23 protein-coding genes are annotated in these 25,385 nt (G+C 64.9%); 9 read left to right on the top strand and 14 right to left on the bottom strand.

Annotated features, from left to right (window positions below):
- Window positions 1-23: 23 nt before the first annotated feature.
- From LDZ27_RS05295 to LDZ27_RS05280, 4 genes are all read right to left on the bottom strand, one after another.
- Window positions 24-485, bottom strand: coding sequence for a hypothetical protein (locus LDZ27_RS05295; RefSeq protein WP_244815659.1), 462 nt, complete (start codon window positions 483-485; stop codon window positions 24-26).
- A complete protein-coding gene (locus LDZ27_RS05290; RefSeq protein ID WP_244815658.1) occupies window positions 482-739 on the bottom strand; it encodes a hypothetical protein in 258 nt (85 codons plus the stop codon). The genes LDZ27_RS05295 and LDZ27_RS05290 overlap by 4 nt, the downstream gene beginning before the upstream one ends.
- 119 nt (window positions 740-858) lie before the next feature.
- Window positions 859-1,611, bottom strand: a complete 753-nt coding sequence (locus LDZ27_RS05285) for a 5'-methylthioadenosine/adenosylhomocysteine nucleosidase (protein WP_244815657.1) — start codon at window positions 1,609-1,611, stop codon at window positions 859-861.
- Window positions 1,608-3,974, bottom strand: a complete 2,367-nt coding sequence (locus tag LDZ27_RS05280; protein ID WP_244815656.1) for a UvrD-helicase domain-containing protein — start codon at window positions 3,972-3,974, stop codon at window positions 1,608-1,610. The genes LDZ27_RS05285 and LDZ27_RS05280 overlap by 4 nt, the downstream gene beginning before the upstream one ends.
- Before the next feature lie 197 nt (window positions 3,975-4,171).
- Between LDZ27_RS05280 and LDZ27_RS05275 the strand changes: the two genes are divergently transcribed.
- Together LDZ27_RS05275 and galU are read left to right on the top strand one after the other, a co-directional pair.
- Complete coding sequence (locus LDZ27_RS05275) at window positions 4,172-7,039, top strand: valine--tRNA ligase (protein ID WP_244815655.1); 2,868 nt, start codon at window positions 4,172-4,174, stop codon at window positions 7,037-7,039.
- 74 nt (window positions 7,040-7,113) lie between these two features.
- Window positions 7,114-7,995 (top strand): UTP--glucose-1-phosphate uridylyltransferase GalU, encoded by an 882-nt coding sequence (gene galU, locus LDZ27_RS05270; RefSeq protein ID WP_244815654.1) that lies wholly within the window; start codon window positions 7,114-7,116, stop codon window positions 7,993-7,995.
- A gap of 72 nt (window positions 7,996-8,067) precedes the next feature.
- On the opposite strand, the gene LDZ27_RS05265 is transcribed toward galU, so the two are convergent.
- The 4 genes from LDZ27_RS05265 to LDZ27_RS05250 all read right to left on the bottom strand — a co-directional run bounded on the left by LDZ27_RS05265 (window position 8,068) and on the right by LDZ27_RS05250 (window position 11,246).
- Entirely contained in the window at window positions 8,068-8,295 is a 228-nt protein-coding gene (locus LDZ27_RS05265; RefSeq protein ID WP_244815653.1) for a sulfurtransferase TusA family protein, read from the bottom strand.
- A 65-nt stretch (window positions 8,296-8,360) separates the two neighbouring features.
- Window positions 8,361-9,377, bottom strand: a complete 1,017-nt coding sequence (locus LDZ27_RS05260) for a Gfo/Idh/MocA family oxidoreductase (protein WP_244815652.1) — start codon at window positions 9,375-9,377, stop codon at window positions 8,361-8,363.
- Window positions 9,374-10,378 (bottom strand): inositol 2-dehydrogenase, encoded by a 1,005-nt coding sequence (gene iolG, locus LDZ27_RS05255; protein WP_244815651.1) that lies wholly within the window; start codon window positions 10,376-10,378, stop codon window positions 9,374-9,376. The genes LDZ27_RS05260 and iolG overlap by 4 nt, the downstream gene beginning before the upstream one ends.
- Window positions 10,368-11,246, bottom strand: a complete 879-nt coding sequence (locus LDZ27_RS05250; RefSeq protein WP_244815650.1) for a MurR/RpiR family transcriptional regulator — start codon at window positions 11,244-11,246, stop codon at window positions 10,368-10,370. Before LDZ27_RS05250 ends, iolG begins: the two co-directional genes overlap by 11 nt.
- A 226-nt stretch (window positions 11,247-11,472) precedes the next feature.
- On the opposite strand from LDZ27_RS05250, the gene LDZ27_RS05245 reads away from it, so the two are divergent.
- The 7 genes from LDZ27_RS05245 to iolB all read left to right on the top strand — a co-directional run bounded on the left by LDZ27_RS05245 (window position 11,473) and on the right by iolB (window position 20,220).
- Window positions 11,473-12,525 (top strand): sugar ABC transporter substrate-binding protein, encoded by a 1,053-nt coding sequence (locus LDZ27_RS05245; RefSeq protein ID WP_244816045.1) that lies wholly within the window; start codon window positions 11,473-11,475, stop codon window positions 12,523-12,525.
- Window positions 12,526-12,672: 147 nt separating this feature from the next.
- The gene (locus LDZ27_RS05240) at window positions 12,673-13,842 is read left to right on the top strand and encodes an ABC transporter permease (RefSeq protein ID WP_244815649.1); all 1,170 of its coding nucleotides are present in this window, start codon (window positions 12,673-12,675) and stop codon (window positions 13,840-13,842) included.
- Between the two features lie 10 nt (window positions 13,843-13,852).
- A complete protein-coding gene (locus tag LDZ27_RS05235) occupies window positions 13,853-14,641 on the top strand; it encodes an ATP-binding cassette domain-containing protein (protein WP_244815648.1) in 789 nt (262 codons plus the stop codon).
- 12 nt (window positions 14,642-14,653) lie between these two features.
- Entirely contained in the window at window positions 14,654-16,645 is a 1,992-nt protein-coding gene (gene iolC / locus LDZ27_RS05230; protein WP_244815647.1) for a 5-dehydro-2-deoxygluconokinase, read from the top strand.
- Window positions 16,642-18,489 (top strand): 3D-(3,5/4)-trihydroxycyclohexane-1,2-dione acylhydrolase (decyclizing), encoded by a 1,848-nt coding sequence (gene iolD / locus LDZ27_RS05225; protein WP_244815646.1) that lies wholly within the window; start codon window positions 16,642-16,644, stop codon window positions 18,487-18,489. Before iolC ends, iolD begins: the two co-directional genes overlap by 4 nt.
- Window positions 18,490-18,514: 25 nt before the next feature.
- Window positions 18,515-19,417: a myo-inosose-2 dehydratase gene (iolE, locus tag LDZ27_RS05220; RefSeq protein WP_244815645.1), complete on the top strand. Its 903-nt coding sequence runs from the start codon at window positions 18,515-18,517 to the stop codon at window positions 19,415-19,417.
- A complete protein-coding gene (gene iolB, locus LDZ27_RS05215) occupies window positions 19,414-20,220 on the top strand; it encodes a 5-deoxy-glucuronate isomerase (protein ID WP_244815644.1) in 807 nt (268 codons plus the stop codon). Before iolE ends, iolB begins: the two co-directional genes overlap by 4 nt.
- A gap of 9 nt (window positions 20,221-20,229) precedes the next feature.
- On the opposite strand, the gene LDZ27_RS05210 is transcribed toward iolB, so the two are convergent.
- From LDZ27_RS05210 to LDZ27_RS05185, 6 genes are all read right to left on the bottom strand, one after another.
- Window positions 20,230-20,928, bottom strand: coding sequence for an ABC transporter ATP-binding protein (locus tag LDZ27_RS05210; protein ID WP_244815643.1), 699 nt, complete (start codon window positions 20,926-20,928; stop codon window positions 20,230-20,232).
- Window positions 20,925-21,662 (bottom strand): ABC transporter ATP-binding protein, encoded by a 738-nt coding sequence (locus tag LDZ27_RS05205; RefSeq protein ID WP_244815642.1) that lies wholly within the window; start codon window positions 21,660-21,662, stop codon window positions 20,925-20,927. The genes LDZ27_RS05210 and LDZ27_RS05205 overlap by 4 nt, the downstream gene beginning before the upstream one ends.
- On the bottom strand, window positions 21,659-22,747 hold the full coding sequence (locus tag LDZ27_RS05200) for a branched-chain amino acid ABC transporter permease (RefSeq protein ID WP_370653370.1): 1,089 nt from the start codon (window positions 22,745-22,747) through the stop codon (window positions 21,659-21,661). Before LDZ27_RS05200 ends, LDZ27_RS05205 begins: the two co-directional genes overlap by 4 nt.
- Window positions 22,748-22,751: 4 nt before the next feature.
- The gene (locus tag LDZ27_RS05195; RefSeq protein ID WP_244816044.1) at window positions 22,752-23,633 is read right to left on the bottom strand and encodes a branched-chain amino acid ABC transporter permease; all 882 of its coding nucleotides are present in this window, start codon (window positions 23,631-23,633) and stop codon (window positions 22,752-22,754) included.
- Between the two features lie 70 nt (window positions 23,634-23,703).
- The gene (locus tag LDZ27_RS05190) at window positions 23,704-24,141 is read right to left on the bottom strand and encodes a thioesterase family protein (protein WP_244815640.1); all 438 of its coding nucleotides are present in this window, start codon (window positions 24,139-24,141) and stop codon (window positions 23,704-23,706) included.
- Window positions 24,142-24,144: 3 nt separating this feature from the next.
- Complete coding sequence (locus tag LDZ27_RS05185; RefSeq protein WP_244815639.1) at window positions 24,145-25,293, bottom strand: iron-containing alcohol dehydrogenase; 1,149 nt, start codon at window positions 25,291-25,293, stop codon at window positions 24,145-24,147.
- Window positions 25,294-25,385 lie beyond the last annotated feature (92 nt).

The raw sequence follows: 25,385 nt of genomic DNA, 5'->3' as shown, positions 1-25,385 counted from the left end.
GCGCCCTGATCGGTCGGGCCATTTCAGCGTGCGCGGCTTTGCGCAGCCGTCGCGCCGCCGGGCGCTGTCGCGTGCTTGAGCAAGACGGGCGCGAGTTCGTTCGCGACGCGCAGGCTCGATACGACGACCGTTCGCACACCGCTGCCTTCGGTGAGCGCGCGCAGCGTTTCGCGCGCGGTCGCTCGCGCCTCGATGCGCGGCTCGATCACGATGAAACCGCGGCAGTGCGCCGCGAGCGGCGCGCGATGCGTGCGCAGCCACGCCGCGCGCAGGCGAAAGTTCTCGGGCGTCTCACCGTCGGCATGGTCGGCGACGATGACGAAAGGCGTCGCGAGCGAGAGAATGCGGCGCATTTGCGCGCCCCACGCAAAGGCGTGGCCCGGCTCGGCGGCCCGGCCACGCACGCGCACGAGCGGGAAGCGGCTCGCGTCGAGCATCCGCGCGTCGAGCGCGACGGACTTCGGAGAGAGAGCGGCGTCGTTCACAGCGGTTTCGGGCTCCAGTAGTTCAGGGCGGCGATCAGGCTCGGCCAGCGGGAGCGCCGAGGCACGATGCGCTTTTTTCTCGACGCGTGCGGCGCGCGTCGCCCGGCCTCTTTCGATGGCGCTTCGGCGGGCGCGTCGCTCCACGCGCGGCGCGTGGTGTCAAGCATCTTCGCGGCGTTCGCGGCGATGGCGAGCCGCGCCTGTGCATCGCGCTCGCGGGGCGTCGCGCTTCCTGAGTTGTGATCGGCGGTCATGACGGTTTCCCTCGTGTCTTTACATCACACGATCCATTGTATTGAGAATCATTCTCAACAACAAGCGGGAATTTTGCGGCTTTCCGCCGCTGGCGGCCGCTGAACGAGCCGCCGCGCGCTCAGCCGACGAGTGTCAGAAATCGCGCGAGCAGACCGGACGAATACGCGCCCGCAATCGCCGTCAGGAATTCGGCGAAAGACAGCGGCGCCTCGGCGTCGGCGGTATCGGAAATGGTGCGCACGACCGCGCACGGCACGCCGTGTTCGTAGCAGACCTGCGCGAGCGCCGCGCCTTCCATCTCGACGGCGAGCGCATCGGGAAACGCGTCGCGCAAGGCGTTCACCGCCTCCTGGCTCGCGATGAAGCGGTCGCCGCTCACCACCAGCCCGCGATGCACGCGCGGCTCGCTCACCGCGAAACGTTGCGCGAGCGCGTCCGCGTGAGTTTCGATGAAGCCGCGCGCCGCCGTCATGAGCGCGTCGGAGAACGCGCGGTCGGCATCGAAGCGCGTGCGATCGAGCAAGGGCACTTCGTAGCGCGGAAAGAACGGCGACGCATCGAGATCGTGTTGCAGCAGCGCATCGGCGACGACGATGTCGCCCACCCGCACGTCCGCATGCACGCCGCCCGCGACGCCCGTGAAAACGATCGCATCGACGCCGAACACATGGATGAGCGCGCTCGCCGTCGCCGCCGCCGCGACCTTGCCGACGCGCGCGAGCGTCACGACGACAGGCACGCCATGCGCCTCGCCGACGTGGTATTCGCGCATGCCGAGCGTAACCGTCCGCACCTCGCCGCCCGCGCGCATCTGCGCGATCAGGTCGCCCAGTTCCTGCGACAGCGCCGCCATGATGCCGAGCCGCTTCATTCGACCGCCTGCAGTTTCGCGACGGAAAGCGCGAGCCACTTCTCGCCGTGCCGCTTGAAGCGCACTTGGGCGCGTGCATCGCCGCCGGAGCCTTCGAGCGCGGTCACGGTGCCTTCGCCGAACTTCGTGTGGAACACCGCCTGTCCGACCTTGAAGCCGGTGTCCGCCGCGCGCTGCTCGTTCGCGAACGAAGGCAGCGCGGCGCTCGCGCCTTGATCGCGCGGATAGCCGGCGGAGCCGCCGCGTTCCTGTCCGGGCCGCGCGAACCAGTCGCGGCCCCAACCGGCGTTGTCCGACCGTCCGCCCCAGCGCGCGCCCGCCTCGACTTTCGGCGTGAGCCACTTGAGCGAGCCTTCCGGCAACTCGTCGAAGAAACGCGAGCGGATGTTGTAGCGCGTCTGTCCGTGCAGCATGCGGCTTTGCGCGAACGAGAGATAGAGCCGCTCCTTCGCGCGCGTGATCGCCACATACGCGAGCCGCCGCTCTTCTTCGAGCCCGTCGGATTCCTGCGCGCTATTTTCGTGCGGAAAAAGCCCTTCTTCCAGCCCGGTGATGAACACCGCCGTGAATTCGAGACCCTTCGCCGCGTGAACGGTCATGAGCTGCACGGCGTCCTGTCCGGCTTGCGCCTGGTTGTCGCCGGCTTCGAGCGATGCGTGCGACAGAAAGCCCGCAAGCGGCGTCATCGTGTCGGGATTCTGCGCGGGATCGGCGATGCCGGGTGCATCGAGCACTTCGATCTCGCCGTCCGCGCTGACGATTTCCGGCGCGGCGCTCGCGCCCGGACGCAGCGGAATGGAGCGCGCGGGCGTGTCGAGACCGTAACCCTCTTCGCTCACGAAGGCCGCCGCCGCGTTCACCAGTTCCTGCAAGTTTTCCAGCCGGTCCTGACCTTCGCGCTCGGTTTCGTAGAACGCGGCGAGCCCGCTTGCGCGCACGACATATTCGACCGTCTCCGGCAGACTCATTTGCTGCGTCTCGGCGCGCATCTTCGCGATGAGCGTCGCGAACGCGCCGAGGCTCGATCCCGCCTTGCCGGTGACGTAAGGGACGGCGGCGGCCATCGAACAGTTATAGAGACGCGCGGCGTCGGCGAGCTGTTCGATGGAACGCGCGCCGATGCCCCGCGTCGGGAAATTGACGACGCGCGCGAACGCGGTGTCGTCGTTCGGGTTGTCGATCAGGCGCAGATACGCGAGCGCGTGCTTCACTTCCTGACGCTCGAAGAAGCGCAGGCCGCCATACACGCGATACGCGATGCCCGCGTTCACGAGCGTATGTTCGATCGTGCGCGACTGCGCGTTGCTCCGATACAGCACCGCGATCTCGCCGCGCGCGAGGCCGGTATTGATGAGCGCCTTGATTTCCTCGACGATCCAGCCCGCTTCCTGCGTATCGGTGGCGGCTTCGTAGACGCGCACCGGCTCGCCGTGGCCCGCGTCCGTGCGCAGATTCTTGCCGAGCCGCCGCGCGTTGTTCGCGATCAGGAAGTTTGCGGTATCGAGAATATGGCCGTGCGAGCGATAGTTCTGCTCCAGCTTGATGAGATTCCTCACGCGGAATTCGCGCTCGAAGTCGTGCATGTTGCCGACATTCGCGCCGCGAAACGCGTAGATGGACTGATCGTCGTCGCCGACCGCGAAGATCGCGTTGTGCTCGCCCGCCAGCAGCTTGAGCCACGCGTATTGCAGCTTATTCGTGTCCTGAAACTCGTCGACGAGGATGTTGCGAAAGCGCGCCTGATAATGCGCGCGCAGCGGCACGTTATGCGCGAGCAGTTCGTAGCAGCGCAAAAGCAGCTCGGGAAAATCGACGACGCCCTCGCGCTGGCATTGCTGGTCGTAAGCCTCGTACAACTCCACGAACTTGCGATTGAAGTTGTCGGTGGCATCGACGTCCTTCGGACGCAGGCCCTGCTCCTTCGCGTTGTTGATGAAGTACTGGAGATTCTTCGCCGGATACTTTTCGTCATCGACGTTGAGACCCTTCATCAGCCGCTTGATGGCCGAAAGCTGGTCTGCGGTGTCGAGGATCTGGAACGTCTGCGGCAGGCCGGCGTCGCGCCAGTGCGCGCGCAGCATGCGGTTGCACAGGCCGTGGAACGTGCCGATCCACATGCCGCGCGTGTCGATGGGCAAAAGCGCGGACAGGCGCGACATCATTTCGCGCGCGGCCTTGTTCGTGAAGGTGACGGCGAGAATGGTCGGCGGCGACGCATAACCCTGCTGGATCAGCCACGCGATGCGCGTGATGAGCACGCGCGTCTTGCCGCTGCCCGCGCCCGCGAGGATCAGCGCGGGCTCGTTCGGCAGGGTGACGGCGGCGAGCTGTTCGGGATTGAGATTGGCGAGTAAATCGGGCATGTGAGATGAACGGCGGAAAGCGGAGCCGGAGAAGCCGGCGGCGGGCCGACCATTATAAGACCGCGCCGATGGCGCCGCCGGGCGAGCCGGTTCCCCCGACGCACGGGCCGCGCGCCGGATTCGTCCGAGGGTGCGCCCTAACCTTATAATCAACGACTACCCCGCATCTTTTCACGCATTTTTCGGCAGATTTCACGATGAGCGACACCACGCTTGCGAAGAGCTTCGAGCCTCAAAACATCGAGTCCCAATGGGGCCCGGAATGGGAGAAGCGCGGCTACTCCGCCCCCACGTTCAAGGAAGGCGCAAGGAATTTCTCGATTCAACTGCCGCCGCCAAACGTCACCGGCACGCTGCACATGGGGCACGCGTTCAACCAGACCATCATGGATGGCCTCACGCGCTATCACCGCATGCTCGGCGAAAACACGCTGTGGGTGCCCGGCACCGACCACGCGGGCATCGCGACGCAGATCGTCGTCGAACGGCAACTCGATGCGCAGGGCGTCTCGCGTCACGATCTAGGCCGCGACGAATTTTTGAAGCGCGTGTGGGCGTGGAAGCAGCAATCCGGCTCGACGATCACGAATCAGGTCCGGCGTCTCGGCGCATCGATCGACTGGTCGCGCGAATACTTCACGATGGACGACAAGATGTCCGCCGCCGTGCGCGATGTCTTCGTCACGCTCTATAAGCAGGGTCTCATCTATCGCGGCAAGCGGCTCGTGAACTGGGACCCGGTGCTCGGCACGGCCGTCTCCGATCTCGAAGTCGTCAGCGAGGAAGAAAACGGCAGCCTGTGGCACATCAACTACCCGCTGCCGGACGGCTCGGGGCATCTGACCGTTGCGACCACGCGCCCCGAAACCATGCTCGGCGACGTCGCCGTGATGGTGCATCCGGAAGACGAGCGCTATGCGCATCTGATCGGCAAGACGGTCGTGCTGCCGCTGTGCGACCGCGAGATTCCCGTCATCGCCGACGACTACGTGGACCGCGAGTTCGGCACCGGCGTCGTGAAAGTCACGCCCGCGCACGACTTCAACGACTACGCGGTCGGCCAGCGCCACAAGCTGCCGCAGATCGAGATTCTCACGCTCGACGCGAAAATTAACGACAACGCGCCCGCGAAGTATCGCGGCCTCGACCGCTTCGATGCCCGCAAGCAAGTCGTCGCCGATCTCGAAGCGCAAGGTCTGCTCGATTCCGTCAAGCCGCACAAGCTGATGGTGCCGCGCGGCGATCGCACGGGCGTCGTGATCGAGCCGATGCTCACCGATCAATGGTTCGTCGCCATGACGAAGCCCGCGCCTGAAGGATCGTTCAATCCGGGCAAGTCGATCACGGAAACGTCGCTCGACGTCGTGCGCAGCGGACAGATCAAGTTCGTGCCGGAGAACTGGACCACGACCTACTATCAATGGCTCGAAAACATCCAGGACTGGTGCATCTCGCGCCAGTTGTGGTGGGGGCATCAGATTCCCGCGTGGTACGGCGAGAACGGCGAAATCTTCGTCGCGAAGAACGAGGATGAAGCGCGCGCCGAAGCCGACGCGCGAGGCTACAAAGGCGCACTGAAGCGCGACGACGACGTGCTCGACACCTGGTTCTCGTCCGCGCTCGTGCCGTTTTCCTCGCTCGGCTGGCCGAACGAGACGCCGGAGTTGAAGGCGTTCCTGCCGTCGTCCGTGCTCGTGACGGGATTCGACATCATCTTCTTCTGGGTCGCCCGGATGGTGATGATGACCACGCATTTCACCGGCAAGGTGCCCTTCGATACCGTCTACGTGCACGGCCTCGTGCGCGACGCCGAAGGCCAGAAGATGTCGAAGAGCAAGGGCAACACGCTCGATCCCATCGATATCGTGGACGGCATCGATCTCGAAGCGCTCGTCGCCAAGCGCACGAGCGGCCTCATGAATCCGAAGCAGGCCGCGCAGATCGAAAAGAAAACGCGCAAGGAATTCCCCGAAGGCATTCCGTCGTTCGGCACGGATGCGCTGCGCTTCACGATGGCGTCGATGGCCACGCTCGGCCGCAACGTGAACTTCGACCTCGCGCGCTGCGAGGGGTATCGCAACTTCTGCAACAAGCTCTGGAACGCCACGCGTTTCGTTTTGATGAATTGCGAAGGCCACGATTGCGGTTTCGCGAACGCCGACGGCTGCAAGCCCGGCGACTGCGGGCCCGGCGGCTATACGGACTTCTCGCAGGCGGACCGCTGGATCGTGTCGCTTCTGCAGCGCGTGGAAGCCGAAGTCGAGAAAGGCTTCGCCGACTACCGTTTCGACAACGTGGCAAGCGCGCTCTACAAGTTCGTGTGGGACGAATACTGCGACTGGTATCTCGAACTCGCGAAGGTGCAGATTCAGACCGGCACGCCCGAGCAGCAGCGCGCCACGCGCCGCACGCTCCTGCGCGTGCTGGAGACCGTGCTGCGTCTTGCGCACCCGGTCATTCCGTTCATCACCGAAGCGTTGTGGCAGAAAGTCGCGCCGCTGACGGACGCGTATCCCGCGGGCGCGAAGGAAGGCGAAGCGTCGATCATGACGCAGCGCTATCCGCAGGCCGAAGCGAAAAAGATCGATGAAGCCGCTGAACAGTGGGCCGCCGAACTGAAGTCGGTGATCGATGCGTGTCGTAATCTGCGTGGCGAAATGAATCTGTCGCCGGCGGTGAAAGTGCCTTTGCTCGCTCACGGCGACGCCGCGCGTCTTTCGACGTTCGCGCCTTACGTCGCCGCGCTCGCGCGTCTGTCCGAAGTGAAGATCATCGACGACGAAGCCGCGCTCGACCGCGAAGCGCACGGTGCGCCGGTTGCCATCGTCGGTGCGAACAAGCTGGTGCTGAAAGTCGAGATCGACGTCGCGGCGGAGCGCGAGCGATTGAGCAAGGAAGTGGAACGTCTCGGCGGCGAGATCGCAAAATGTAGCGCGAAGCTCGAAAACGAAAGCTTTGTTTCAAAAGCACCGGCCCCTGTCGTTGAACAGGAGCGGAAAAGGCTGGCAGAATACAAAACCACTATCGAGAAACTACAGGCGCAGATCTTGCGACTGCCGGCCTGATTGGGGTGTCGAAACACACGCCGTTCAGTTTTTGGCTCGATGTTCTAAATGATTAAAAGGATCAGGGTTATCACATGCTAAAAGTTACCAAAGCGGTTTTTCCCGTTGCGGGTCTCGGCACGCGGTTCCTCCCCGCGACGAAGGCCAGCCCGAAGGAAATGCTGCCGGTCGTCGACAAGCCGCTGATTCAGTATGCGGTCGAGGAAGCGATGGCCGCCGGCATCACCGAGATGATTTTCGTCACCGGCCGCAGCAAGCGTGCCATCGAAGATCATTTCGACAAGTCCTATGAGATCGAAGCCGAGCTTGAGGCGCGCGGCAAGGACAAGCTGCTCGAACTCGTGCGCAGCATCAAGCCGAGCCACGTGGACTGCTTCTACGTGCGCCAGGCGGAAGCGCTGGGTCTCGGTCATGCGGTGCTGTGCGCCGAGAAGCTCGTCGGCGACAACCCGTTCGCCGTGATCCTCGCGGACGACTTGCTGTACGGCAAGCCGCCCGTCATGACGCAGATGATCGAGGTGTTCGACCACTATCACAGCTCGGTGATCGGCGTCGAAGAGATCCCGCCGTCGGATACGAAGTCCTACGGCATCATCGACGGCAAGGAGTGGGAAGACAACATCGTCAAGCTGTCGGGCATCGTCGAGAAGCCGGAGCCGGCGGTGGCGCCGTCGAACCTCGGCGTGGTCGGCCGTTATGTGCTCAAGCCCCGCATTTTCGACCACATTCGCGCGCTGAAGCCCGGCGCGGGCGGCGAACTGCAACTGACGGACGCGATTCAATCGCTGCTGTCGGATGAGCAAGTGCTGGCCTACAAGTACCACGGCACGCGCTTCGATTGCGGCAGCAAGCTCGGCTATCTGAAGGCGACGGTCGAATTCGCGCTGCGCCATCCGGAAGTGTCGAAGGACTTCGAAGAATATTTGCGCACGCGCGCGCCGATTCTCGAAGGCTAACGCTTCACGCGCCTGAAAAAAAATGCCCGTCACCTGCGTGACGGGCATTTTGCTTTTGCGCCGTTAAAAATGTCAGCGACGCCGCATCAGAAAGACGAACGTCTTGTCCTGCGACGTCGCCTCGACGATTTCGTTGCCGGTCTGCTTCGCGAACGCGGCGAAATCGCGCTGCGAGCCGGGATCGGTTGCGAGGACCTTGAGTATCTGGCCGCTCGTCATGTCGGCGAGCGCCTTCTTCGCCCGCAGAATCGGCAACGGGCAGTTGAGCCCGCGCGCGTCGACTTCCTTGTGAACTTCCATCGCGATTGAACCTTCCGTGTGCCTGTTTGATTGAGCGCCGTGAACGTTCGATTCTAACGCAGCGGTCAAAGCTTCACCGGCTGGCCGCTGGCATACGCTTCCCGCATCGCGATGCCGATGCGCGTCGCTTCGCGCGCATCGTCGAGCGTAAGGCCGGTCGGCGTGCCATGCGCGAGCGACGCGACGAACGCCTGCGCTTCGCTCAGGAAAGCATCCTCGAAACGCTCGAAGAACGTCGGCGTGCAGGCGTTGCGCATACCATGTTCGTCCGCGATCTCGACGCGGTTCACGCGCGGATTGCGCCCCACCGCGAGCGCGCCCGCCGTGCCGATAATCTCCGTCTGCGTATCGTGCCCGTGCGCCATCGTGCGCGACGCGTAGAGCACGGCCAGCCGTCCATCCTCGAATTCGATGACGCCCACGCCGTTATCGATGTCGCCGCATTCACGCAAGCCTTCGTGAAGCGCGATGGTGCCGCTCGCGAACACGCGCGTCGCACGCGGATTGCCGAGCAGCCAGCGCGCGAGGTCGATGTCGTGCACGCTGCAATCGAGGAAAAGCCCGCCGGAAGTCCGCGCGAATCGCACGAAGAAGCCATCGGGATCGTTCTTGTCGCACGTCTGCGAACGCACCATGAACGGCCGGCCGATCGCGCCGTTCCGGATGCGCTCGAACGCATCGCGGTAGCTCGCGTCGAAGCGGCGCACGAAGCCGATCATCACCTGAAGTTGCGCATGCCGCGCGTGCGCTTCGATGACGCGGTCGCATTCGGCGAGATCGAGCGAGAGCGGCTTCTCGCAGAAGACGTGCTTGCCGGCGTCCAGCGCCGCGACGATCTGCGGCGCGTGCAGCGACGTCGGCGTGACGAGCCATACCGCATCGACGGACGGATCGGCGAGCAGCGCGCCGTAGTTCGCGTGGAGCGCGGGTTCGGGCAGATGCGCTCGCGCCCATTCGCGCTCTTCATCGACGGGACTGCATGCCGCAACGAGTCGCGCGCCCGGCGTGCGCCACGCGAGATTCTCCGCGTGCCGCCGCCCGAGCCGCCCCAACCCGACGATGCCCACGCGCACCGGATTCATGCCGCGCGCTCGCCGAGCCGCACGATGCGCTTCTCGCGCCACGAAAGCGTCGCGGCTTCCGCGAGTTCGAGCGCCTTCAACCCATCGGCGACGGTCGTGCGCACCGGCTTGCCGGTATTCACCGCGTCGAAGAAATGCGCGATTTCGAGCGCATACGCCGCGCGATAGCGTTCGAGAAAGAACGCTTCGGGCACGTCCGTCGAGACGGCGGTTTTCGAGTACGCGGTGACTTCGGTCGGCCGCACGTTGCCCGCCTGCAGCATGCCTGCGCTTCCGAGCAGCTCGAAGCGCTGATCGTAGCCATACGCCGCGCGCCGCGCCGTGTTGATCTGGCACAGCCGCCCGCGCTTCGTGCGGATGGTGACGGCGGTCGAGTCGATGTCGCCCGCATCCGCGATAGCCGGATCGGACAGGCAACTGCCCGTCGCGTGCAGCGTCTCGGCTTCGTCGTCGAGCATCCAGCGGAAGATGTCGAAATCGTGAATCAGCATGTCCTTGAAGATGCCGCCCGAATGCTTGATGTACTCGACGGGCGGCGCGCCAGGATCGCGGCTCGTCACGATCAGCATCTCCGGCTCGCCGATCTCGCCCGCGTCGACGCGCGCCTTCAGCGCCGAGAACGTCGGATCGAAGCGCCGCTGAAAGCCGATCATGCAGACGACGCCCGCGCGGTCGATCGCATCGGCGCATGCGCGCGCGCGTTCGATCGTGAGATCGACGGGCTTTTCGCAGAACACATGCTTGCCCGCCGCCGCCGACTGCATGATGAGGTTCGCATGCGTGTCCGTGCTCGAACATACGACCGTCGCGCCGATGGACGCATCGCCCATTGCGCCGTCGATGTCCGCGACCTGCGCGCCGTGCTGCCCGGCGAGCGCGGCTGCGGCCTCGCGGTTCACATCGACGACATACTTCAACCGCACGCCCGGCTGCCGCGCGAGATTGCCCGCATGAATCTTGCCGATGCGCCCCGCTCCAAACACCGCCACGTCAATCGTCATAACCGCTCGTCTCCCTGGATTCTTCGACGTTCAATTCGAGCCGGTACGCGAGCGCGATGAAAAGCGCCTGGCACAGGCAGATGGTGCTCGTGAGCGAGCGAAACGCGAACGCGCTGCCCTCCTTCACGAGCAGGCTAGCGCTCGCGTGGCGCGCAAGCGGCGAAAGCTGGCTATCGGTGATGACGAGCGTCGCCGCGCCGTGATGCTGCGCCGCGCGCACGCAGTATTGCGTTTCCTTGCCGTAGGGCGCGAAGCTGATCGCGATGACCACGTCGCCCTTTTTCACGCCGCGTATCTGCTCGCGGAACATGCCGCCGAAGCCCGACACGAGGTGCACGCGCTTTCTCGTATGGCCGAGCGCATACGCGATGTAGCTCGCCACCGCGAACGAGCGGCGCACGCCGATCACGTAGATGTTCTCCGCTTGCTGAAGCATTTCGACGGCGGCTTCGAACTGCGCGTCGTCGAGGCCGGCTTCGAGTTCATCGAGACCCGCGCGGCTTGCCGCAATGAATTCGCGCGCGACCGACACGCCCGACGCCTCGCCCGCTTTCTCGTCGATCAGCTTGCGGATGCGCTGCTGATAGCTCTGCGACGCGCTGCCGCCCGTGTACGCCTGCCGGAACACCGTCTGCAAGTCCGAAAAGCCGGAGAAGCCGAAGCGCTGCGCAAAGCGCACCACCGCCGACGGATGCACGCCGCACGACGCGGCGATATCGCTCGTGCGGTCCATCATCACGCTCGCCCGATGCTGCTCGATGTACGTCGCCACGCTCTTCAACTGGCGCGGCAAAGAGTCGTAGACATCGGTGATCCGCTGCATCAGATCGTCCACGGAAAGCACGTCGGTGCCGGTTTCGTCCTGCATGGAAAGCCCGTCTCGTCGGCGCGCCGAAATGGTCGCCGGTGCAGCCGATTATAGGAAGCCCGCAAGCAAATTGGAAAGCATTTTCCATTTGTCGCACCGATAAAATGCCTATTGCAACACGCCGAAAACTGACCTAGTCTTGCTCGTGAGCACGGCGCATGGCGCTGGAAGGCCGCGCCGCTCATCAAAAGATCACACCAGACAACAACCGAGATAGGTGGAGACGATGATCCTTTGCAACGGTCGGGCCGCGCTGCGCGCGCTGGCGGCTGCTGCTGCGTTGTGCAGCGCCGCGTTGATCTCGACGTCCCCCGCGCATGCGGCCCCGGACGCCCGCTTTGTCCTCATCAGCCACGCGCCGGACTCGGACTCGTGGTGGAACACCATCAAGAACGCGATCAAGCAGGCGGACGAGGACTTCAACGTCCAGACCGACTATCGCAATCCGCCCAACGGCGACATCGCGGATATGGCGCGTCTCATCGAACAGGCGGCCGCGCGCAATTACGACGGCGTCATCACGACGATCGCGGACTTCGACGTGCTGAAGAGCGCGATCAACAAGGTGACGGCGAAGAAGATTCCGCTCGTCACGATCAACTCGGGCACCGAGGAGCAGAGCGCGCAACTCAACGCGATCATGCATATCGGCCAGCCGGAATACGTCGCGGGCAAGGCGGCGGGCGAAAAGGCGAAGGCCGCGGGCATCAAGTCGTTCCTGTGCGTGAACCATCTCGCGACGAACACGGTGTCGTTCGACCGCTGCAAGGGTTTCGCGGATGCGCTCGGCATCGACTACAAGGCATCGACGCTCGACTCGGGACAAGACCCGACCGAGATTCAGTCGAAGGTATCGGCGTATCTGCGCAATCATCCGGACACGCAGGCGATCCTCACGCTCGGACCGACGCCCGCATCCGCGACGCTCAAGGCCGTGACGCAAATGGGCCTGCAAAACAAGCTCTATTTCGTGACTTTCGATTTCTCCGATGACATCGCGAAGGCGATCAAGGACGGCACGATCAAGTTCGCCATCGACCAGCAGCCGTATTTGCAGGGCTACATTCCGGTCGCGGTGCTCGCCATCGTGAAGAAGGAGCACACCACCGATCCCGCGAAGATTCGCCAGATTCTCGAAGCCAATCCGAAGTTCAAGGCGCGGCTCGAAACGTATGGCTTGCAGCCTTCGTATGGGCCGAAGAACATTCGCTCGGGACCGGGTTTCATCACTAAGGAAAATCTCGACAAGGTCGTGAAGTACGCCGGGCAGTATCGTTGAAGCACGGCTGACCTTCTTCGGGCGGCGGCTCTTCACAGCCGCGTCCGCCCGCTTTTCTCCATCATGACCTGCTGCTGCGTCCGTGCGCGGACGCAGCGGGAACGCACGCATCGGTACTGCATTGCATTTCAGTTTCGAGGAGCCATCATGGGCGTAGCCGGCAAGCACTATCCTCCACACGCGCACCCGCAGCAGGACGGCGCCGATGATGCAGCCGAGCGCGACAAGCCATCGGACGAGCGGGTGCGCCGGCAATCGTGGTTCGGCCATCTGCTGAACCGGCCGGAATTCGCCGCGATTTCAGGCACCGTGCTGGTGTTCATCGTGTTCGGCTTCGGCGCGGGATCGTCGGGTATGTTCAATCTCGACGGCGTGATGAACTGGTCGCAAGTGGCCGCGTATCTCGGCCTGCTCGCGGTCGGCGCGTGTCTCTTGATGATCGCGGGTGAGTTCGACTTATCCATCGGCTCGATGATCGGCTTCGCCGGCATGATGGTCGCGTTGCCATCGGTCTATTTTCATTGGCCGATCTCGCTCGCCATTCTCTTCGCGTTCATCGCCTCGATGCTGCTCGGCGCGCTCAACGGCTATCTCGTGATGCGAACGCGCCTGCCGTCCTTCATCGTGACGCTCGCGTTTCTCTTCATCCTGCGCGGCCTGACGCTCGCACTCTCGATCATGTTCGCGGACCGCACGATCATCTCCGGCGTCGGCGATCTCGCGCAAAAAGACTGGCTCGCCGATACGCTTTTTCATGGCGTCGCATTGCACGGCGTGTTCACTGCGCTCGCGCATATGGGCATCGGCAAACTGCTCGACAGCGGCGAGCCGCTCGTGCCCGGCATTCCGAAGGTCATCATCTGGTGGCTCGTCCTCGCGGCCGTCGGCGCGTTCGTGCTTGCGAAGACGCGCTACGGCAACTGGATTCTCGCGGTCGGCGGCGATGCGAACGCCGCGAAGAACGTCGGCGTGCCGGTCAAGCGCGTGAAGATCTCGCTCTTCGTGCTCACTGCGTTCTGCTCGTGCCTCTTCGCCGTGCTGCAAGTGTGCGACATCGGTTCGGCGGCGGCCGATCGCGGCTTGCAAAAAGAGTTCGAAGCGATCATCGCCGCGGTCATCGGCGGAACGCTACTCACCGGCGGTTACGGATCTGTCGTCGGCGCGTGCTTCGGCGCGCTCATCTTCGGCGTCGTGCAGATCGGCATCACATACACGAACGTGAGTTCCGACTGGTTCCGCGTGTTTCTCGGCGTGATGCTTCTCATCGCCGTGCTCTTCAATCATTACGTGCGCCGCCGCGTGTCACAGGCGCAATGAGGAGAACGTTATGAACGACGACAACATCCTCGCGCTCGAGAATGTCAGCAAGTTCTTCGGCAAGGTCATTGCACTGAACGGCGTGACGCTGCGCTTGAAGCGCGGCGAAGTGCATTGCCTGCTCGGGGATAACGGCGCGGGCAAGTCCACGCTCATCAAGACGCTCGCCGGGGTGCACGCGCCCTCTTCCGGCGCATATCTCGTCGATGGCAAGCCGGTGCATTTCGAGTCGCCGAAAGAAGCGCTCGATCTCGGCATCGCGACCGTGTATCAGGACCTCGCGCTCGTGCCGCTGTTATCCGTTGCCCGTAACTTCTTCATGGGCCGCGAGCCGCAGAAGAAGCGCTTCGGTCTCTTCAGCGTGATGGACCTGGATCTCGCCGCCGACACGTCTCGCGCGAAGCTCGCGGAAATGGGCATCAACGTGCGCGATCCGCATCAGCCGATCGGCACGATGTCCGGCGGCGAAAAGCAATGTCTCGCGATTGCGCGCGCGATCCACTTCGGCGCGCGCGTGCTGATCCTCGATGAACCGACTGCCGCGCTCGGCGTGAAGCAGAGCTTCAACGTGCTGAAGCTCATCCATAAGGCCCGCGAAAAAGGCATCTCCGTGATCTTCATCACGCACAACGTGCATCACGCGTATCCCATTGGCGATTCGTTCACGCTGCTCAATCGTGGGCGCTCGATGGGCACCTTCACGAAGGACACCATCACGAAGAACGAAGTGCTCGACATGATGGCGGGCGGCGCGGAAATGCAGAAGATGATCAGCGAACTCGAAGGCGCGACGATCTGAGGACTTTCAACCATGCCAATGAATTCCCGTTTTGCCGCCGATCGAGAACGCGACATCATCTGCCTCGGCCGGCTCGCCGTCGATCTGTATGCGCAGCAGATCGGCGCGCGCCTCGAAGACGTATCGACGTTTGCAAAGTATCTCGGCGGCTCGTCGGCGAATATCGCGTTCGGCTGCGCGCGGCTCGGACTGAAGTCGTCGATGCTCGCGCGCGTCGGCAACGATCACATGGGGCGCTTTCTCACCGAGACGCTGCAGCGCGAAGGCTGCGACATCGGCCACGTTCGCATCGATCATGAACGGCTGACCGCGCTCGTGCTGCTCGGCATAGAAGACCGCGATACGTTTCCGCTCGTCTTCTATCGCGAGAACTGCGCGGATATGGCCGTCGATGAAAGCGATTTCGACGAGGCGTATATCGCGTCATCGAAGGCGCTGCTCATTACCGGCACCCACTTCTCGACCGAACAGGTGAACCGCACGAGCCGGCGCGCGCTCGAATATGCGCGGCGCAATCACGTGCGCACGATTCTCGACATCGACTATCGGCCCGTGCTGTGGGGGCTGACCGGCAAGGCCGACGGCGAGACGCGCTTCGTTGCCAACGAAGGCGTGACCGCGCATTTGCAGCGCATCTTGCCGTTGATGGATCTCGTCATCGGCACGGAAGAGGAGTTTCGCATCGCGGGCGGCAAGGACCGTCTGATCGATGCACTGACGATGGTGCGTGCCGTTACGAGCGCGACGCTCGTCGTCAAGCGCGGGCCGCTCGGCTGCTCGATCATCGAAGGCGCGGTGCCTGCATCCATCGACGATGCGCCCGTTCACGGCGGCGTCGAAGTCGAAGTGTTGAACGTGCTCGGCGCAGGCGATGCGTTCGCGTCGGGCTTTCTCTCCGGATGGCTGCGCGACGAACCGCTCGAAGCCTGCGCGCGCGCGGCGAATGCGTGCGGCGCGCTCGTCGTTTCGCGACACGGCTGCGCGCCCGCAATGCCGACGCAAGCCGAACTCGACTACTTTCTCGCCGCCGCGAACGAGGATGCTGCACGCATGTGCCGTCCCGATCTCGACGCGACGCTCGCGCGCCTGCATCGCGTGAGCCCGCCGCGCAAGCAATGGGATGAAGTGCTCGGCTTCGCGTTCGATCATCGCAATCAGTTCTTCGAACTCGCGCAGCAGACAGGCGCAAGCGAGGCGCGCATTTCGACGCTGAAGAACCTGTTCGTCGATGCAGTCGCACAGACCGAGGAAGCGCTCGGGCTTGCCGGGCGCATCGGCGTTCTGATCGACGACCGCTATGGACAGGACGCGCTCAATCGCGCGTCGAAGCGTGCATGGTGGATCGGCAGGCCGGTGGAATTGCCCGGCTCGATGCCGCTCGTGTTCGATCGTGGCCGCTCGATCGGCACGACGCTGATCGAATGGCCGCGCGAGCATATCGTGAAGTGCCTCGTGCACTATCACCCGGACCATCCGCATGAATTGCGGCTCGAACAGGAAGCGCAATTGCGCGCGCTTTACGACGCGGTGCAGGCAAGCGGGCACGAACTGCTGCTCGAAGTGATCGTTCCGAAGAACGGGCCGCCCGTTCACGACGACACGGTGTATCGCGCGATCAAGCGCCTCTATAACCTTCAGTTATACCCCGAGTGGTGGAAGCTCGAACCGATGAGCGCGACGCAATGGCAAGCCATCGATGCCTTGCTTGCCGAACGCGATCCGTATTGCCGCGGCGTGGTGCTGCTCGGGCTGTCGGCGAACGTCGATCAACTGCGCGACGGCTTCAGGGCGGCCGCATCGTCGAAGACATGCAAGGGCTTCACGGTCGGGCGCACGATCTTTCATGAGCCGAGCCATGCATGGCTCGCGGGCGAGATCGGCGACGACGAACTCATCGCGCGCGTGCGGCGCACCTTCGAGACCCTGATCGCCGCATGGCGCGATGCGCGCGCGAGCGCGCTCGATTCCAACGTCCTTCACGTAACGCAGGAGCAAGCCGCATGAATGCCGCGAGCGGAACGATCAGACTGACCGCCGCGCAAGCGCTCGTGCGTTATCTCGCGGCACTGCGCACACAGAACGGCGAGCCGCTTTTCGGCGGCGTGTTCGCGATCTTCGGGCATGGCAACGTCGCGGGCATGGGGGAGGCGCTGTATCGGCATCGCGAGCAATTGTCCACTTACCGCGCGCATAACGAGCAGGCGATGGCGCATGCCGCGATCGCTTTCGCCAAGGCGCACATGCGGCGCCGCATGATGGCGGTGACGACGTCCATCGGACCCGGCGCGACGAACCTCGTGACGGCCGCCGCGCTCGCGCATGTGAACCGCTTGCCGGTGCTCTTGTTGCCCGGCGACATTTTCGTTTCGCGCGCGCCTGATCCGGTGCTTCAGCAAGTCGAGGATACGCACGATGGCGGCGCATCCGCGAACGATGCGTTGAAGGCCGTGTCGCGTTACTTCGATCGCATCGTGCATCCCGCGCAGTTGCTGACCGCATTGCCGCGCGCGATACGCGTCCTGACCGATGCCGCGCTCTGCGGCCCGGTCACGCTCGCGCTGCCGCAAGACGTTCAGGCGATGGCCTACGATTACCCCGCTTCGTTCTTCGAGCCGCGTGCCGTCGAGTTCCACGCGAGCGCCGCGCTGCATAGCGAAATCGAACGCGCCGCCGCGATGCTGCGCGAATCGCGCGAGCCGTTGATCGTATCGGGCGGCGGCGTGCTGTATGGCCTCGCCGCCGATGCGTTGCGCGCGTTCGCGCACAAGCATGGCGTGCCCGTTGCGGAAACGCAGGCCGGCAAGGGCGCGCTCGCATGGGACGACGCGTTGAACGTGGGCGGCATCGGCGTGACCGGATCGTCGTCGGCGAACGAACTCGCGCATGCAAGCGATTGCGTGCTTGCGGTCGGCACGCGCCTGCAGGACTTCACGACCGGTTCCAACACGCTCTTTCGCCACGCGCGGCTCATCGCCATCAACGCGAATCCGTTCGATGCGATCAAGCAGAACGCGACGGCGATCGAAGCCGATGCGCGTCTCGCGCTCGATGCGCTATCGCATGCGCTCGGCGACTGGCGCGCGTCGCCGCAATGGACCACGCGCGCGCATCGTCTCGCGAACGACTGGCGCGAGACCGTCGCGCATGTGACGAACACGCCGGTCGAAGACTCACAGTTGCCGCGCGAAGCCGATGTGATCGGCGCGGTGCAGCGCTCGCACGATGCATCGCCTGCGGAAGACATCGTGGTATGCGCGGCGGGCACGCTGCCCGCCGACTTGCAGAAGCTCTGGCGCACGGGCGGGCCGGGCGGCTATCACGTCGAATACGGCTATTCGTGCATGGGCTACGAGATCGCGGGCGGACTCGGCGTGAAGCTCGCGCGGCCGGATCGCGAAGTGATCGTCATCGTGGGCGACGGCAGCTATCTGATGATGAACAGCGAACTCGCGACATCCGTGATGCTCGGTGCGAAGCTCATCGTCGTGTTGCTCGACAATCGCGGCTATGGATGCATCAATCGCCTGCAGCAGGCCTGCGGCGGCGCGCCGTTCAACAATCTGCTGGAAGGCGGGCCTCGCATCGACTTCGCGATGCACGCGCGTTCGATGGGCGCGCTCGCCGAACATGCATCGAACATCGGAGAATTGCAGGCCGCGATGAAGCGCGCGCGGGCCGCCGAGCGCAGCTATCTGATCTCGATCGACACCGATCCCGCGCGCACGACGGACGAAGGCGGATGGTGGTGGGAAGTCGCGGTGCCCGAAGTATCCGACCGCGATGCGGTGATGTCCGCGCGCGCCGAATACGAACGTGCGTTGAAAGCGCGAACAGGCAACGATGCTTAGGATAGCGAAACGAGGACAAGACACCATGCCCCTGCAAGCGCGCATCGGAATCAACCCTTTGTCGTGGATGAACGACGATCTTCCATCGCTTGGCGGCGAGACGCCCTTGTCGGTCGCGCTCACCGAAGGCAAGGAGATCGGCTATGAAGGCTTCGAACTCGGCAACAAGTTTCCGCGCGAGCCGCAGGCGCTCAAGGCGTTGCTTGCACAATACGATCTCGCGCTCGTGTCGGGCTGGTACTCGGGCAGGCTCGCGCAACGCAGCGCCGAAGAAGAGATCGAAGCGGTCGGCCCGCATCTCGATCTGCTCGCGCAGAACGGCGCGGCGGTGATGGTCTATGGCGAAGTCGCCGATTCCATTCAGGGCGCGCCGCGCCCGCTGTATCAGCGGCCGCGCTTCTTCTCCGATGCGCAATGGTCGCGCTATGCCGAGCGCCTGAACCGTTTCGCGGAATATACGCTCACGCACGGCGTGCGCGTCGCCTATCATCATCACATGGGCGCGTATGTGGAAACGCCTGCGGACGTGGATCGCCTGATGGCGCTGACGAGCGATGCCGTCGGCCTGCTCTTCGATGCGGGACACATCACGTTTGCCGGCGGCGATGCGGAAAGCGTGCTGCGAAGGCATATCGCGCGCGTGTGCCACGTTCATTGCAAGGACGTGCGCCCCGAGATCGTGAAGCTCGCGCGCAACCGCAACTGGAGCTTTCTCGATGCCGTCATCAACGGTGCGTTCACCGTGCCGGGAGATGGCGCGGTGGATTATCCCGGCATCGTCGCGTGCCTCGCCGAACATGATTATCGCGGCTGGCTCGTGGTCGAAGCGGAACAGGACCCGGTGATCGCGCCGAGCCGTGCGTATGCCGACAAAGGCTATCGCACGCTGCGCGCGCTCGTCGACGCAACGCACAAGGAGGCCGCATGAGCTTGCTAGTGAAAGCATCGCGCGAAGGCCAGACGATCGCGCGCGTAACGCCGGATTCGGCGGGATGGAAGCATGTGGGGTTCGCGGCGTATCGGCTCGATGCGGGCGATGTCGTGCACGTCTACGACGCGGATCGCGAAAGCTGCATCGTCGTGCTGACAGGCACCGTGAGCGTCGAGGCGGGCGACGAGCATTGGCAATCCATCGGTTCGCGCGACAGTGTGTTCGAAGATGCCGCGCCGTATGCGGTCTACGTCCCGCCGAAGCTCGCGGCAATCGTGCGCGCCGAGCGCGAAGCCGAGATCGGCGTGGCGAGCGCGCCGGCAACCGGGCGTTATCCGCCGCGTTTGATCGAGCCTTCGCAGATGAAGCGCGCGACACGCGGCAAGCATGCGAATACGCGTTACGTATGCGACATTCTTCCGCAGACGGAGCCGGCGGAATCGCTGCTCGTCGTCGAGGTGAGAACGCCGGGCGGTCATGCGTCGAGTTATCCCCCGCATAAACATGATAAGGATGACGTACCATCTGAAAGCGCGCTCGAAGAGACGTACTATCATCGGCTGAATCCGCCGCAAGGCTTTGCGTTTCAGCGTGTCTATACTGATGAGCGCGATCTCGACGAAACGATGGCCGTGGAAGACCGCGATGTCGTGATGGTGCCGCGCGGGTATCACCCGGTCGTCGTGCCTTATGGCTACGACAACTACTATCTCAACGTGATGGCGGGCAACAAGCGGACGTGGCACTTCAGGAACGACCCGAAGCACGAATGGATCGTGGAGAGAGACAGCAAAGGCTGATCCGATCTGCTATCCGACGCCGAGCCACTCGCGCGCCACGTCGTCGCGGCGCGCGAGTTCTTCCAGCGAGCCATCGAAGCGCACCGCGCCGTGACCCATCACCGCGATGCGCGCATTCAATGCTCGCGCGATCGTCATGCGCTCCTCGATGAGCAGCATCGCCACGCCGCGTTCCCGCAGCGTCGCGAGACACGCCGCCACTTGCGCGACGACTTGCGGCGCCAGTCCTTCGCCCGGTTCGTCGATGACGATGAACGCGGGATCGCCCATCAACGTGCGCGCGAGCGCGAGCATCTGCTGCTCGCCGCCCGACAGTGCGCCCGCCTTCACCGCCGAGCGTTCCAGTAACGATGGAAAGACGCCATACGCATCGTCGAGTGCGAAGCGCGCGCCTTTGCGCATGCCAAGCAACAGGTTCTCGCGCACGGTGAGCGTCGGGAAGACGTCGCGCGTCTCGGGTACATAGCCGATGCCGAGCCGCGCGATGCGAAACGCGCGCAGCCCGACGAGCTGCACGCCGCGATAGCGCATGTCGCCCGCGCATCGGACGAGGCCCATGATCGACTTGCCAAGCGTGGAGCGTCCCGATCCATTGCGGCCGACGAGCGCCACTGCTTCGCCCTCGCCTATCGACAGATTCACGCCGTGCAGCACTTGCGCCGCGCCGTACCACGCGCGCAAACCTTCGATGCGCAAGAGCGCGCTCATGGCGCGACTCCGAGATACGCTTGCTGCACGTCGCGATTGCGGCGAACGGCGTCCGGTTCATCCGATGCGATCACGCGCCCGCGCACCAGCACCGACACGCGATCCGCAAGCGCGAAGACGGCGTCCATATCGTGCTCGATGATGAGAAGCGCGCGCCCTTGCGTCGTCGCACGGATCAACGCGAGCGCGTGCGCGGCTTCCGCGCGATTCATGCCGGCGGTCGGTTCGTCGAGCAGGATGAGCGGCGCATCGGTGGCGAGCGCGATGCCCAGATCGAGCGCGCGCTGCTCCGCATACGCGAGGCGCGCGGCGGGCTCGTCGGCGCGGGCGTGAAGGCCGATGGCATCGAGCATGGCGCGTGCCTTATCCTCGATGACGCGCGACGCGAACCAGCGATCGCGCAGGCGCGACGCGCGCGCGCCCAGCACCGCGCAGCGCAGGTTGTCGAGCACGCTCAGATTGCCGAACACGCTCGTCGTCTGGAAACTGCGCGCGAGCGCGCGGCTCACGCGATGCGGCGGCCTTCCGGTGATGTCGGCGCCGCGCGCGAGAATGCGTCCCTCGTCCGGGCGAATCCGTCCCGAGATGAGATCGAAGAGCGTCGATTTGCCCGCGCCGTTCGGTCCGATCAGCGCGTGCCGTTCACCTTCGCCGATGCGCAAGTCGACGCCGCGCAAAACCTTCGTCGCGCCGAAGCGCTTTGCGACGCCGCGACATTCGAGCGCCGCGTTCATCGCGCGTTCCTTCGATGCAGCCAGAGCGCAAAGAGCGCGCACGGCACGGCGGCCCAGCCCGCGCCGCGCGGCAGCGTGCCTGTATCGGCGTGGCGCGCGTACAGCGTTTCGACGGCGAGCACGACCGCCATGCCCCACGCCACCGCGCTCGCGAGGCGCAGCGCGAGCGCGCGCCAATTCCGCATGGAAATACCCGCAAAGAGACCCGCGACGCCATCCGGCGAAGCGGCCACCACCCACATGAAGAAAAGCCCGAGATACATCGGCCACGCGGCGGACACACTCGCCACCGCGACGCTCATGAACGTCAGCAGCACCGCGCCGATCACCGGGCCGAAGAACGATCCCGTGCCGCCGATCACCGCCGCGACGAGCGCGCTCGTCGAACGCGCGAGTCCGACGCTCTCCGCCGACACCAGTTCGACGTTGATCAGCGACAGCACGCCCGCGATGCCCGCGAAGAACGCCGACACGACGAGCATCGCGAAGCGCACGCGTCGCGGCGCGAAGCCGATCGCCGCCGCGCGCGCCGGGTTGTCGCGCACCGCGTTGGCGAGGCGGCACATCGGCGTGCGCGAGAACGCGACCATCGCGAGCGACGACACCGCGCACCAGCACGCGATCAGCGCATACGCCTCGCGCAACGGCCCGAAGGTCCACGCGAAAAAGTGCGGTCCGCCCGCACGGTCGATGGTCACGCCGCCCTCGCCGCCGAACCAGCCGGGCACGAGCCACACGCTCGCCGCGACGAGTTCGCCGATACCGAGCGTGATCATCGCGAAGGACGTGCCGGCGCGTTGCGTCGAAATCGCGCCGACGAACATCGCGACGAACGCCGCCGCGACCGCGCCGACGAGAGGCAAGAGCGGCAAGGGCACGCCGAGCGCGTTGAACGCATGTGCGGCGGCGAACGCGCCCAGGCCCGCGTAGACCGCGTGTCCGAACGAGAGCAGGCCCGTCTCGCCGAGCAGCAGGTTATACGAGAGCGCGAAGACGATGAGCGTCGCCGTCTGCGCGAAGTACGCGAGCAGCCACGACTGGCCGGCGAAGAACGCCGGCAGCGCGAGCGCGGCGCAGAGTGCCATGCACTTACGCATCGCGAACGCGCTCGCCGAGAAGTCCGCGCGGACGGATCGCCAGCATCGCGACGAGCAGCACATACGGCAGCACGGGCGCGAGTTGCGCGAGCGTGAGTGCGCTCCACGCATCGGGCAGGCGAATGCCGAGCGTTGCCGCGATGCTGCCCGCGGAGGCCGTCGATGCCACCGCGAAGGTCTGCACGCAGCCGATCAAGAGCGACGCCGCGAGCGCGCCCGCGAGCGAGCCGATTCCGCCGATCACGACCACGACGAAGACGATCGGCCCCATCGCGTCGGCCATCGCCGGCTCGACGACGGCAAGCGGCGCACCGATGACGCCCGCGAGTGCGGCGAGCGCCGCGCCCGCCGCGAAGACCATCGTGAAGACGCGCGGGACATCGTGGCCGAGCGTCTCGACCGTCGCGGCATGCGTGAGCGCCGCGCGCACCACGAGCCCCGTCCTCGATATGCGCAGCCCCAAGAAGAGCGCGCCGAGCATCGCGACCGAAAGCGTCATCATGAAGACGCGGTAGCGCGGAAACGCGGCGCCGTACAGCGTGAAAAGCGGGCCGTCGAGTATGGGCGGAATCGCCGCCGGCATAGGACTCAGGCCCCAGACGAGTTTCACGGTCTCGCCGATCACCATTGCCGCGCCGAAAGTCAGGAGCAGTTCGGCGAGCGCGCCGCGCGGATGCACGCGGCGCAGGAGCCATCGCTCGAACATCGCACCGATTGCGCCGACGGCGAGCGGCGCGGCAACGAGCGCGATCCAGAATCCGGCGCGCACGGCGAGCGCCTGCGCCACGTAAGCGCCGAGCATGTAGAAGCTCGCGTGCGCGAAGTTGAGCACGCCGAGCATCGAGAAGATCAGCGTGAGTCCCGCGCAAAGCATGAAAAGCAGCAGCCCGACGCTTACGCCATTGAGCAGGCCGACAGTGAACCACTGAAGCAAGACGAAACCCTCAAGCGTTGACGAGCGGCTTCAGTGCAGCCACGAGCGGCGCGGGCAACGGCACCGGCCTGCGCGTCACGCGATCCACGTAGACATGCACGAAATGCCCTTGCGCGGCGGCATCGTCCGAGCCTTCCGCGAAGATCGCCACTTCGTAGCGCACGCTCGTATTGCCGAGCCGCTCGACGCGCAAGCCCGCGTCGATGCGCTCCGGAAACATGAGCGACGCGAAGAAGTTGCAGCGCGTCTCGACGACGAGCCCGATCGTTTCGCCTTCGCTGAAATCGAGCACGCCCGCGCGCAGCAGATACTCGTTCACGACCGTATCGAAGTAGCTGTAATAGACGACGTTGTTGATGTGCCCGTAGACGTCGTTGTCCGACCAGCGCGTGCTAATCGGCAGAAAGTGCGGATAATCCCCGCGCGTGGTGCGGCCCGGCTTCGTCATGGTTCAGAGCGATTCGGCCAGCATGCGGCGATAGTCCTCCGCGCTCGCCTCGCGCGGATTCGTCTTGTGGCAATGGTCCGCGAGCGCGCCCTTCACCACCTTGTCGAACATGCTTTCGTCGACGCCCATCTGCGATAGACGCGTCGGCAGGCCGAGGCGCTCGGTCATGTCGTGGACGGCCTGCGCGACATCGGCGTCTTTCGCGAGATTCATCACGCGGCGCATGCGCTCGAAGCGCCGTTCGGCCACGACCGTCGGCGCGCTTTCGTTGAAGCGCAGCACGGCGGGCAGCACGACCGCGTTGAGCGTGCCGTGATGCAGCGACGTGCGCCCGTTCACCGCGAGACCGCCGAGCGGATGCGACAGCGAATGCACGCAGCCGAGACCCTTCTGGAACGCCATCGCGCCCTGCATCGATGCGGACATCATGTTCAGGCGCGCATCGCGGTCCTGACCGTCATGCGTCGCGCGTTCGATGTTGGCCCACGCGCGTTCCAGCCCATCGAGCGCGATGCCGTCCGCGGGCGGATTGAACGCGGGCGCGAGGAACGTTTCGATGCAATGCGCGATCGCGTCCATGCCGGTCGCCGCCGTGAGTCCGGGCGGCAGGCCGAGCGTGAGCGCGGGATCGCAAATGGCGGATTTCGGCAGCAGATGCCACGAGTGAAAGCCGAGCTTGCGCCCGTCGTTCAGGATGATGATCGCGCCGCGCGCGACTTCGCTGCCCGTGCCCGATGTCGTCGGCACCGCGATCAGCGGCGCGGCGCGCTCGGTGATCTTGCCGCTGCCGCCTTCGATGGTCGCGTAGGCCGTGAGCGGCTCGTCATGCGTGGCCGTGATAGCGACGCCCTTCGCGAGATCGATCGACGAGCCGCCGCCCACCGCGATCAGGCCGTCGCAGCCCTCGCGCCGGTATTGCGCGGCGGCCTGCATGACCATCGCCTCGGTCGGATTCGACGGCGTATCGTCGAATACGGAGAGCGCGCCGAGCTTCGCGCTTTCGGCCACGCGCGCCGCCAGCCCCGCCGCCGCCACGCCCTTGTCCGTGATGACGAGCGGCCGTTTCATGCCGATGCGCGCGCATTCGCCGGGAAGCATCGCGAGCGAGTCGTAGCCGAGATGGATATGCGTCAGATAGAAGATGAAGGCCATGAGCGGTGGGGGTCAGTAAGTGGCGGTCGTGGGCGTGCGGCCATGTTGGAGGCGCGCGGCGAACGTGTCAATCCGGTCTGCCGCGCGCCGCG

Origin of the sequence: Caballeronia sp. Lep1P3, assembly GCF_022879595.1 — a bacterium.
Taxonomy (GTDB): Bacteria; Pseudomonadota; Gammaproteobacteria; order Burkholderiales; family Burkholderiaceae; genus Caballeronia.
This window is presented reverse-complemented; position numbering and strand designations above follow the sequence as displayed.

Bases quoted from the DNA above. Each gene is read 5' to 3' on its own strand.
- LDZ27_RS05290 (WP_244815658.1), bottom strand. From the start codon at position 739: ATGACCGCCGATCACAACTCAGGAAGCGCGACGCCCCGCGAGCGCGAT.
- LDZ27_RS05285 (WP_244815657.1), bottom strand. From the start codon at position 1,611: ATGAAGCGGCTCGGCATCATGGCGGCGCTGTCGCAGGAACTGGGCGAC.
- LDZ27_RS05280 (WP_244815656.1), bottom strand. From the start codon at position 3,974: ATGCCCGATTTACTCGCCAATCTCAATCCCGAACAGCTCGCCGCCGTC.
- LDZ27_RS05275 (WP_244815655.1), top strand. From the start codon at position 4,172: ATGAGCGACACCACGCTTGCGAAGAGCTTCGAGCCTCAAAACATCGAG.
- galU (WP_244815654.1), top strand. From the start codon at position 7,114: ATGCTAAAAGTTACCAAAGCGGTTTTTCCCGTTGCGGGTCTCGGCACG.
- LDZ27_RS05265 (WP_244815653.1), bottom strand. From the start codon at position 8,295: ATGGAAGTTCACAAGGAAGTCGACGCGCGCGGGCTCAACTGCCCGTTG.
- LDZ27_RS05260 (WP_244815652.1), bottom strand. From the start codon at position 9,377: ATGAATCCGGTGCGCGTGGGCATCGTCGGGTTGGGGCGGCTCGGGCGG.
- iolG (WP_244815651.1), bottom strand. From the start codon at position 10,378: ATGACGATTGACGTGGCGGTGTTTGGAGCGGGGCGCATCGGCAAGATT.
- LDZ27_RS05250 (WP_244815650.1), bottom strand. From the start codon at position 11,246: ATGCAGGACGAAACCGGCACCGACGTGCTTTCCGTGGACGATCTGATG.
- LDZ27_RS05245 (WP_244816045.1), top strand. From the start codon at position 11,473: ATGATCCTTTGCAACGGTCGGGCCGCGCTGCGCGCGCTGGCGGCTGCT.
- LDZ27_RS05240 (WP_244815649.1), top strand. From the start codon at position 12,673: ATGGGCGTAGCCGGCAAGCACTATCCTCCACACGCGCACCCGCAGCAG.
- LDZ27_RS05235 (WP_244815648.1), top strand. From the start codon at position 13,853: ATGAACGACGACAACATCCTCGCGCTCGAGAATGTCAGCAAGTTCTTC.
- iolC (WP_244815647.1), top strand. From the start codon at position 14,654: ATGCCAATGAATTCCCGTTTTGCCGCCGATCGAGAACGCGACATCATC.
- iolD (WP_244815646.1), top strand. From the start codon at position 16,642: ATGAATGCCGCGAGCGGAACGATCAGACTGACCGCCGCGCAAGCGCTC.
- iolE (WP_244815645.1), top strand. From the start codon at position 18,515: ATGCCCCTGCAAGCGCGCATCGGAATCAACCCTTTGTCGTGGATGAAC.
- iolB (WP_244815644.1), top strand. From the start codon at position 19,414: ATGAGCTTGCTAGTGAAAGCATCGCGCGAAGGCCAGACGATCGCGCGC.
- LDZ27_RS05210 (WP_244815643.1), bottom strand. From the start codon at position 20,928: ATGAGCGCGCTCTTGCGCATCGAAGGTTTGCGCGCGTGGTACGGCGCG.
- LDZ27_RS05205 (WP_244815642.1), bottom strand. From the start codon at position 21,662: ATGAACGCGGCGCTCGAATGTCGCGGCGTCGCAAAGCGCTTCGGCGCG.
- LDZ27_RS05200 (WP_370653370.1), bottom strand. From the start codon at position 22,747: ATGGCACTCTGCGCCGCGCTCGCGCTGCCGGCGTTCTTCGCCGGCCAG.
- LDZ27_RS05195 (WP_244816044.1), bottom strand. From the start codon at position 23,633: ATGCTTTGCGCGGGACTCACGCTGATCTTCTCGATGCTCGGCGTGCTC.
- LDZ27_RS05190 (WP_244815640.1), bottom strand. From the start codon at position 24,141: ATGACGAAGCCGGGCCGCACCACGCGCGGGGATTATCCGCACTTTCTG.
- LDZ27_RS05185 (WP_244815639.1), bottom strand. From the start codon at position 25,293: ATGGCCTTCATCTTCTATCTGACGCATATCCATCTCGGCTACGACTCG.